The sequence below is a fragment of the Pseudodonghicola xiamenensis DSM 18339 genome (assembly GCF_000429365.1).
GTDB lineage: Bacteria > Pseudomonadota > Alphaproteobacteria > Rhodobacterales > Rhodobacteraceae > Pseudodonghicola > Pseudodonghicola xiamenensis.
Genome location: NZ_AUBS01000064.1, coordinates 1 through 8,496 on the forward strand (window position 1 = coordinate 1; position 8,496 = coordinate 8,496).

At 53.8% G+C, this 8,496-nt stretch carries 9 protein-coding genes and 1 pseudogene; 7 read left to right on the top strand and 3 right to left on the bottom strand.

The window, feature by feature from the left end:
- A pseudogene (locus G455_RS25110) lies at positions 1-231 on the bottom strand (IS256 family transposase); the annotation flags it as partial.
- Positions 232-793: 562 nt separating this feature from the next.
- Here G455_RS25110 and G455_RS0121620 point away from each other — a divergent pair.
- From G455_RS0121620 to G455_RS0121635, 4 genes are all read left to right on the top strand, one after another.
- Entirely contained in the window at positions 794-1,267 is a 474-nt protein-coding gene (locus G455_RS0121620) for a GNAT family N-acetyltransferase (protein WP_028095539.1), read from the top strand.
- A gap of 260 nt (positions 1,268-1,527) precedes the next feature.
- Positions 1,528-2,634: an ABC-three component system protein gene (locus G455_RS0121625; protein ID WP_205620493.1), complete on the top strand. Its 1,107-nt coding sequence runs from the start codon at positions 1,528-1,530 to the stop codon at positions 2,632-2,634.
- Entirely contained in the window at positions 2,627-3,118 is a 492-nt protein-coding gene (locus G455_RS0121630; RefSeq protein WP_028095541.1) for an ABC-three component system middle component 2, read from the top strand. Before G455_RS0121625 ends, G455_RS0121630 begins: the two co-directional genes overlap by 8 nt.
- Positions 3,115-4,947, top strand: coding sequence for an AAA family ATPase (locus G455_RS0121635; protein ID WP_028095542.1), 1,833 nt, complete (start codon positions 3,115-3,117; stop codon positions 4,945-4,947). The genes G455_RS0121630 and G455_RS0121635 overlap by 4 nt, the downstream gene beginning before the upstream one ends.
- A gap of 107 nt (positions 4,948-5,054) precedes the next feature.
- Here G455_RS0121635 and G455_RS25120 read toward each other — a convergent pair whose 3' ends face one another.
- A complete protein-coding gene (locus G455_RS25120) occupies positions 5,055-5,642 on the bottom strand; it encodes a tyrosine-type recombinase/integrase (RefSeq protein WP_051312684.1) in 588 nt (195 codons plus the stop codon).
- Between the two features lie 380 nt (positions 5,643-6,022).
- On the opposite strand from G455_RS25120, the gene G455_RS0121645 reads away from it, so the two are divergent.
- From G455_RS0121645 to G455_RS26565, 3 genes are all read left to right on the top strand, one after another.
- A complete protein-coding gene (locus G455_RS0121645) occupies positions 6,023-7,069 on the top strand; it encodes a YaaC family protein (protein ID WP_154664456.1) in 1,047 nt (348 codons plus the stop codon).
- Positions 7,070-7,286: 217 nt separating this feature from the next.
- Complete coding sequence (locus G455_RS0121650; RefSeq protein WP_028095544.1) at positions 7,287-7,775, top strand: hypothetical protein; 489 nt, start codon at positions 7,287-7,289, stop codon at positions 7,773-7,775.
- Positions 7,776-8,024: 249 nt separating this feature from the next.
- Entirely contained in the window at positions 8,025-8,171 is a 147-nt protein-coding gene (locus tag G455_RS26565) for a hypothetical protein (protein ID WP_154664457.1), read from the top strand.
- A 33-nt stretch (positions 8,172-8,204) separates the two neighbouring features.
- Here the strand turns inward: G455_RS26565 and G455_RS0121660 are convergent.
- The coding region (locus G455_RS0121660) for an IS256 family transposase (RefSeq protein ID WP_028095545.1) at positions 8,205-8,496 on the bottom strand (292 nt) is incomplete at its 5' end.

The window sequence follows — 8,496 nt, forward strand, 5'->3', positions numbered from 1 at the left end:
CACCGGACCCACCCCAGTCAAAATCTCGCGCTCCGGCAGATGTCCGTGCCGGACTAATCTGGCGCGGCCATCTTCGAGCTTGTCTCCGGCAAACGAGGCCATCAGCGCGGCCAGTTCCGCCTCGATCGCCTGTTCGATCAGCTTGCGGGCCCCATCCCGGATGACTCCGGTCAAAGGGTCCGGAGAAAATCCGGATGGATCAGGCAGGGTGGTGATGGTATCTTCCGACATGTGGCATATCCCTTTCTCGGTTGAGAATTGACGGCGCTTAGACACCGCCATGATATGCCGCCCCTCGGGGCATCACCAACTTTCGCGCGTTTCTCAAGCAGACCCGCGCTGAAGCCGAAGCGACAGGCGCCGTCATGCGCGAGACCTACAGCGCCCTCGGATACCAAATCACGGAGCTGCCGCGCGCCGACATTGCAACACGCGCCAACTTTGTCTGTGCGCAACTGGCAAATTGACCGAATTCTCGAGATGAACGGAGAACCTACTGAAGCGGACAAACCGCGCAGCTCCCTCCTGCCTCCTACTCCCTGAAGCCGACGGCCCTTGCCGGACCTTCGCAATGGTGTGCAATACTGCGCAGCAGCTTCACGGGACTGGTCTCTCTCAACGTCGTGCAGGGTCGGCACCGGTCGAGCGGGGATTTTCTGCGAATGGACAACGAGGCGCGCCGACCAGAAACCGACCGTAAGATGCTGGGTTGTGCTGCATCGCAGATTTTAGGAAGCTTCCGTCTGACGCTTAGGGAGTTCTGTTACTATTGCGTTGAAGGCAGAGGAGCACAATGTCCGATATAGAGTTGAAGGCACCCAGTGAATTTTCTGACGCGGATATCGCGGTTGCTGCGCACCTTGTCAAAATAGGTGGGGCTCTACCCACCGATGAAGACACAATTGCCTTACGGCTGCGAAAATCGCGAAAGCTTGGGCTATGTCGAGACGGCTCGGTCATCGTGGGTGTCGTATCAATCAAGGAGCCGGAAGTTAGCTACCGAAAAAGGGTCTTTGCGAAAGCTAAGGTGGATATCTCTCATCACTCAAACGCGCCAGAAGTTGGCTACGTCTCCGTACATGAAGATTACAGGCGGCAAAAACTTGGTCAGCGGCTTGTGGAGGCGGCGATTACGGAGGATCGGTTGACCTGCTACGCCACCACTGACGATTCTTCGATGAAGACCATACTCTCGAAAGTCGGCTTCTCTCAGCAGGGAGAGGAATGGGACGGCGCAAGAGGAAAACTGTCATTATGGACAATGTAGCGGCGCAGGAAGGCGCTTTCAGCGCCTTGGTCGGGCCTGTCCGGAACTGAGGCAGATTACACATTCGTGTTGCACCAAGAGCTGCACTGCAGCGGCGACCTGATTGGGGAAGCTCGATTTGACGATCTCCTCAAAGGCTGACAATGTTCCGAGTGACGCAACCTTTCGAGTTGCTCTAAGGCAAAGTTGCTTCGGAACCATCTGATCTTTGGGACCCGGGCACCCATTGGTAGTTCAATTACGGTTTCAAAGGATTGAGGTTGCGCGGCTTGATTGAAGATTGTGATTTGAGTGAAATCAAGCCAAAGCCTCTGGCTTCCGTAGCATCAGCGGAACATGTGAGCAGCGGTGTGCCGATCCCCAAGGCCATGCGTATCCGCACTTTCAGTCCCGACGACTGGGAAGACTTTATCGAAGAATGGTCTACCAGCCTATCGGGTGCTTACGTCAAAGTCAGGCGTTTCGGTGGATCGGGCGATTTAGGTGTAGACATCGCCGGGTTCACTTCCGAGAATGGATTCCAGGACGTTTGGGATAACTACCAGTGTAAGCGCTATGATCACCCCCTACGACCGAGTGATATCTGGGTCGAATTAGGAAAGATCATCTACTACTCTTTCAAAAATGAGTACCTGCCGCCAAGGCGGCACTTTTTCGTTGCCTCTCAAGGTATTGGCACGTCGCTCGAAAAATTGCTCAATAAACCTGATACGCTCAAAGCCAAGACACGCGAAAACTGGGAAAAGCATTGCGAGAAGGAGATTACATCGACCGCAGAGATTCCTCTTACCGGCGCTCTTGAAGATCACTTTGACGCTTTTGACTTCAGGATTTTCACCTCAAAGTCTCATGTCGAGCTGATCGAAGGGCATAGCACGACTGGCTATCACGCCGTCCGTTTCGGTGGAGGTTTGCCACCACGTCCCCACCCAAACAAGCCGCCAACGACACCGGAGGAAACAGAAAGTCGCTACATCAGACAGCTTCTGGACGCCTATGGTGATCAGCTCGGGACAGCCATGTGCGATCCGGTTGCACTTGAGGCCCATGCTCCCATAAAGCGTGACTTCCTGCGCCAGAGAGAGCGCTTCTACCATGCCGAGTCGTTGCGCAATTTTGCGCGTGACACGGTGCCGGAAGGAACTTACGCAGCGCTACAAGACGAGGTTTGGCACGGGGTCATCGATATCTGCGAGAGTCATCATCAAGACGGGTTCGAAAGGATGCGCACGACGCTAACACAGGCGGCTGCGCTCTCGCTCACGGCAAACCCGCTCTCGTCTGTAACTAAGAAGCAGGACTGTCAGGGGATTTGTCACCAGTTGGCCAACGACGACCGTTTGACCTGGGTGCCGGACAATGGATAGCGATCTCAGACCCACACCGTTCAATAGCCCGTTGGAGACCGGTGTACGGTCGCTGGCAATCTTGCATGCCGCCTTTCCCGCGGCGTTCGATCTGCAGCGTCTGGTTGAGATGGACTATCTGGTCGTCCATTCCGGTGACGCCGAAGGCCCGGAAAGCCTGCATGCCCCGTTGCCGCTGCGTGCCGGAGAGTTGCTCGTTCGGCGTGGCCTGATTGAAAAGGGCCTGATTCTGATGATGAGTCGTGGTCTCGTGCGAAGACTGCCTACAAAGGAGGGATTCACCTATGTCGCCGGTGAGGTTGCCGCTCCGTTCATCGCCTCATTGAGCGACGAGTATTCTGTGAACCTGAAAGAGCGAGCTTTGTGGGCTGTGCAACGCTTTGCCTATATGCCGACTGATGAAGTCCGACGCTTTACGCATCAGTTCTTTGCGGGCTGGTCGAGCCAGTTCCAGTCCGTCCAGAAGTTAGGAGATGGCGTATGAGCGACAGCTATCTCCAGCTTAGAAACATACATTTTCGGGGTCCAAAGGCCGAGGCACAGCTCGAGTTTCATTCCGGTGTCAACGTGATCTGCGGTGCTTCCGACACCGGAAAATCATTTCTCGCGGATTCAATCGACTTTATGTTGGGTGGGTCTTCACTTAAGGAAATTCCGGAACGGGCAAAGTATGACCAACTCGACCTCAGTCTCACGGCGATCGGAGACGTAGACTTCAAGCTGAAACGCTCGATGTCCGGCGGCAATTTTCAGGTGTTTGATCTGAGCGAAGGTGATAAACTCGAGCCTAAGACGCTAAAACAGAAACACGCGCACGACAAAACAGACAACCTTTCAGGATATCTCCTCGACAAGATCGGCCTCCTCGGAAAGCGCATCCTCAAGAGCAAAGCGAAGGGCACTACCCAGAGTCTGAGCTTCAGAAATCTTGCGAGGCTCGTGATAATTCAGGAAGGTGAAATTCAGTATGCTGGATCGCCTTTCTGGAGCGGTCAATACACAACAAAGACTTCAGAGATCGCGACAGTCAAACTGCTGCTGACCGGTATCGACGATTCTGCGGTTGTGCCTGATGCCGATCAATCCCCCGACAATTCTCGCCAGATCGCGCTTATCGACGAGCTTCTCTCGGACCTACAGATAGAGATCGAAGACCTCGGCGAGGATCAGGAAGAGCTGGAACAGCAGCTCGAGAGACTGGAAGGGTCTATCGAAACCCGACGCGAAGAACTTTCTGCTTCACAGAAGATCCTCGACGAGCTTGTTAGTATGCGGAGGCGTCTATTCGAAGAAAAGCAGGAAGCATCGGAGAGGCTCGACGAAATCAGGGATCTTCTCGCCCGCTTCAGATTGCTTTCCCAGCATTATGATGTCGATCTCAAGAGGCTGACAGCTATTCAAGAGAGCGGCTCGATGTTTGCCCATGTCGAGCGGGTGGCCTGTCCGCTTTGCGGCGCAGACCCGGACGCGCAGCACCTTGATGAAACATGCGATGGCGATGTCGAGGCCGTCGTTGCTGCGGCGACGGCGGAGATCGAAAAAATCCAACGCCTCCAGGCAGAACTCCAGACGACGGCTGCGGACTTGACGGCGGAAGCCGAAGGACTTGCGGTCGATTTGGAGATTGTCGAAGCTGACTACGACACGCTGAGTAAAGAGATTCAGGAAACCGTTGGACCTGACGTCACCGAGGTGCGGGCTTCCTTTTCAGCACTCGTGGAGGAGCGCTCCAGTGCCCAAAGGGCCGCTGATCTATATGTCCGATACGACAAGCTCGTCGCCAAAAGAACCTGCTTGGTCGAAGATGACGATAGTCCTCAGACTACAGGTTCAGAAGTGGCGACCGGCATACCGGAATCCGTTGCGCACGAGTTTTCTTCAACGGTCTCCGAGATATTGAAAGCCTGGAGTTTCCCCGGTGAATGCCACGTGTACTACGACAAGGACTCGTCAGATTTCGTTATTGACGGAAAACCAAGGTCGAGTCGTGGTAAAGGCCTTCGCGCAATAACTCATGCCGCAGTTAACATTGCCCTGCTCGAATACTGCCAGTTGAACGGTCTATCCCATCCTGGCTTTGTGGTCCTCGACTCCCCGTTGCTCGCCTATTTCAAACCGGAAGGTGAAGAAGATATTGCTCTGAGAGGCACAGACTTGAAAGAACGCTTCTACGACTATCTCATCGAGCACCACGGCCAGGACAGTCAAATCATCATCATCGAAAACCAGCATCCGCCGGAGCGCATCGCGGACCAGGTGGCTCTGACTGTGTTTACGGGCAATCCGAGTACAGGTCGTTTCGGCCTTCTATAGTGCACGTAGTTTTACCTGTAACCCGTCCTGTAGAGAATGAACTTGCGTCCGCAGTGAATGTCGGTTGTCCGCCCCTTCCTCCTCTTCTTAGGCACTGCAGCTTCCGCCTACCAGAGGTTGTCGAACCGGTGTGCCGCCGTCCGCGTGTAATGCGCTGTGTGTCGGGGATCTCGGTGGCCGAGGTAGTCCTGAATGACTCGCAGATCGCGGCCCTTGTTGGCCAGCGCGAAACCGCAGGAATGGCGTAGCATATGTGGATGGACGCGCTCGAGTCCGGCACGGGTGCCGGCGGTCCCGACAATGTAGTTCACGGCCTGCCGTGTGAGCGGCAGCTTGCGCTCGGAGACGAAGAGCCAGGGTAGTGCATCGTCCCTGCGCGCGAGCCAGCGCTTGATAGCCCGCAGCTCGTCGCCAGCGACTGGCTGCTCGACGCTGAGCCCGTTCTTCAGCCGTGTGACCCAGATCCGCGACTGCGCGAGATCCACATCTCGCTGTCGAAGCGCGATCACTTCGGAGACGCGCAGACCATGCCGAAACATCATCAGGATCAAAAGGTGGTCGCGAACCCCGTGGCGGCCCTTTTTGGCGGCAGCGAGAAGCCGGTCGATATCCGGCTGACCAAGGTAGTCACGGCTCCGCACATGGGCGTCGGTCGCCCGGTCATCCACACTCTTGACACTTCGCCGGGTGGGCATGGTTCTGGTGCCTCTCACAAGTCTCGGCCTGGTAAGGCTTGGCCTTGAACAACTCTTAACAAAACATACAAAGTGTAAAGAGATGGTAGGACGTTATACTAAAGCATGTGGCGTCCATGAGCGCAGACAATCTCAGTTAGAAATTCGAGGGTGATTTCGAACTGGCGAAGCGAGGTGATCCTAGTGTCTTCGGGTATGAGTGCAGCATTTCACTTGGGAGTTCTGACAGGTGGTGTCACCTGACCTGGCCATCCCCTTCGCGCCTTCATCCTTAACGGGATTCCTCATGAACTCGGTCGCCTCTTGCGTCAGGTTCAATGTGTCTGGCACATGAAGCGTGAATTCCTTAGCGTTCAAAAGTTGATATCGTCAGGAGTAGTGTGGCCTTGCCAGCATCAAGAATTACGCTTTCGAGTAAGCCTGTGGCTCCGCATAAGTCGTTCTCAAAGCCAGACTTCAAAGCCAAGGCGGCTCATGTCACTGATCGTTTTCAGTACGTTGATATGTGGCTGAGGCAGTCAGGTGAGAATGGAAAATCGGCGCTAGTATACTGGAGGCAGGCTGCAAATTTTTACCGCGCAAACTTGGCGGTCGATGAACTTGCTAAGCCTCTCACCTCATATTACTGCATTCTCAATATGGTTAAGGCTCTTCTCGTCAGTACGGGAAAAGACATGGCTCGCGTCCAGCATGGTGTATCAGGCTACTCAGCCGGAGCCAAAACCGCTCTTTCTAATGAGTATGTAAAGTTTAAATTCTCAGGGGTGCTGTCAGACCTGAGCAGATATTTCGAGGAACCTGTGTCTGGGAGTGACGAGTGCACGTTATTGGATTTGCTTTACAATCTCCCGCACATCCACCGCGCATATTGCATGACGATTCCGAGCAGGAGTAAGAAGGAACTATTCATTCCACTGGCGGAATGTGGATTTTATAGAATTGACGGAACGGGCGAGTGCTTCTTCAGGGGAACTCTGACACCTGGATGGAGCGTTAACAGGACTAAAAACAAACTCCCGTCTGGCTTCGAAATTGATCCGACTGTAGACGTGGGAGCGTTAGCCGTGCGTAGAAAAAAGAGGTTCAAATGGAAGGGAAAGAGCGAAAAGGTAAAAATTACCAACCTTAGCAAGTATCACCGGAAGCTTCGTCGAAATATATTTCAGATATTCGACGCTCAGGAAAAGTGGTACCTCAAGAGGGATACAGCAAGCGGTATATCAGATGGGCTGATTGACAAGAATCCGTGCGTGATTGCATTCGCAGCCATGCATAGATTGAGCGAGTTATCCAGATATGACCCCGACAAGTTGTCGAGGCATTTCAATAATAGGTACGGGTGGCTTCTGACCGAATTTCTCACCCGCACACTTGATCAGGTATTAGATGACTTAGCTTCGGAAATTACCGGGTGCGAAGTGAAGTAGAGATGTTAATCTTCTAATCAAGCTGGAAACACGATCACTTACGACTAGTGTTGGAAGTACTCACATCCGGCTAGCAGGAGAAGAAGGGAAGAGAATATTGTCGAGGTTTAAAAAATTGTGGCGGCAAATTCTTGAGCCGAAAATCCCTCTCCATCCCTTGCCTAATAGAGAGGTGGACACTGGCACCCCTCTAATTTTCAACCCCCAAGGGTATGACATGTTTGATATTTGGAAGGCGCAGGGTCGCGCTATGCGAGAACAGGAAGATGCGCGCAAATATTTTCTAACAGAAGAGCAGGTTATTTGGCTAGATGGACGTCTATTTCTAGAAAAACCTGCGGCGTCCGTCACTGAAGTTGATAGCCTTTGGCACGGCTTCCATGGGAAGAAACCAGAGCTCAACAACGACCAGGCTCTATGGCTTGCACGAACTAGGCAGGCCGCTGAAAATTATCGCGACTGGGGAGGTCCGGGCGAAAGGGGAGTAATTCAGTTTCGCCCTGCGGACGAGATAAGGCTCGCCAAAAGCTCAATTGGCGTCACCGAATTCTTCGAAGAATTTGATGAAGGTTGGGGCCTGAATCATGATCACTTTTCTCGTCGGCTACATGCTTGGGCGATGATGAGGGAACTTCCCGGCATACTAGATTCCGTGGGTGACGTTGTGATTTTCCGCGCAGCGGACCTCATTAAAGAGGTTTGCTGAGGTCTGTCCAGTAAATTTGGATTATTGGTTGCAGCTACCTATCCGTCCGCACAATCACTATCGCGGCGGCATCACCAATGCTGTGCAAAGGATAAGGTGATCTAGGAAAGCGGGGACTCGCTGCATGTTGCGGCCATGCCTTCGGATCCATGATTCATGCAGCTGCCGAAGCGCGCCTTGGCAAGCATACGGCAATGCCGTATATTTTTTTGTGACAGACGTCCCCTACGCGCAGCCGGAAGAGCAGATATGTCCTTTGGAGAAGAACTGGTTACAAGCGCCAAGGAGGCTTTGGCGATCGCGGAAGGGAAGCTGGAACCTCCAGCGGCATTTGAGCCGATCTCGGTGGATGTGGCTGCCATTCGCAAGGCCCAGAACCTGTCTCAAAGCCGTTGAGACTGTGCCGAATTTTGTGCCTGACGCGTTTTTTTACGCCATTGGGAAGCGGTCTTCGAACATGATGGCAAGCTGACTTCTGACAGCGTGCCATTCGCGCACCGAACGCTTCCATTCGGTGGATGTAGCATTGAGCGCCAGATAGATCAATTTCGCTGCTGCCTCATCGCTTGGGAAGTGACCGCGGGTTCGGACGGCGCGCCGGATCTTCGAATTCAATGCCTCAATGGAATTCGTGGTGTAGATCAGCCTGCGCACCTCGGGCGGGTAGTCGAGGAACGGGATCACCTCGTTCCAGGCCCGGCGCCAGCTCGGTGCGATGGCC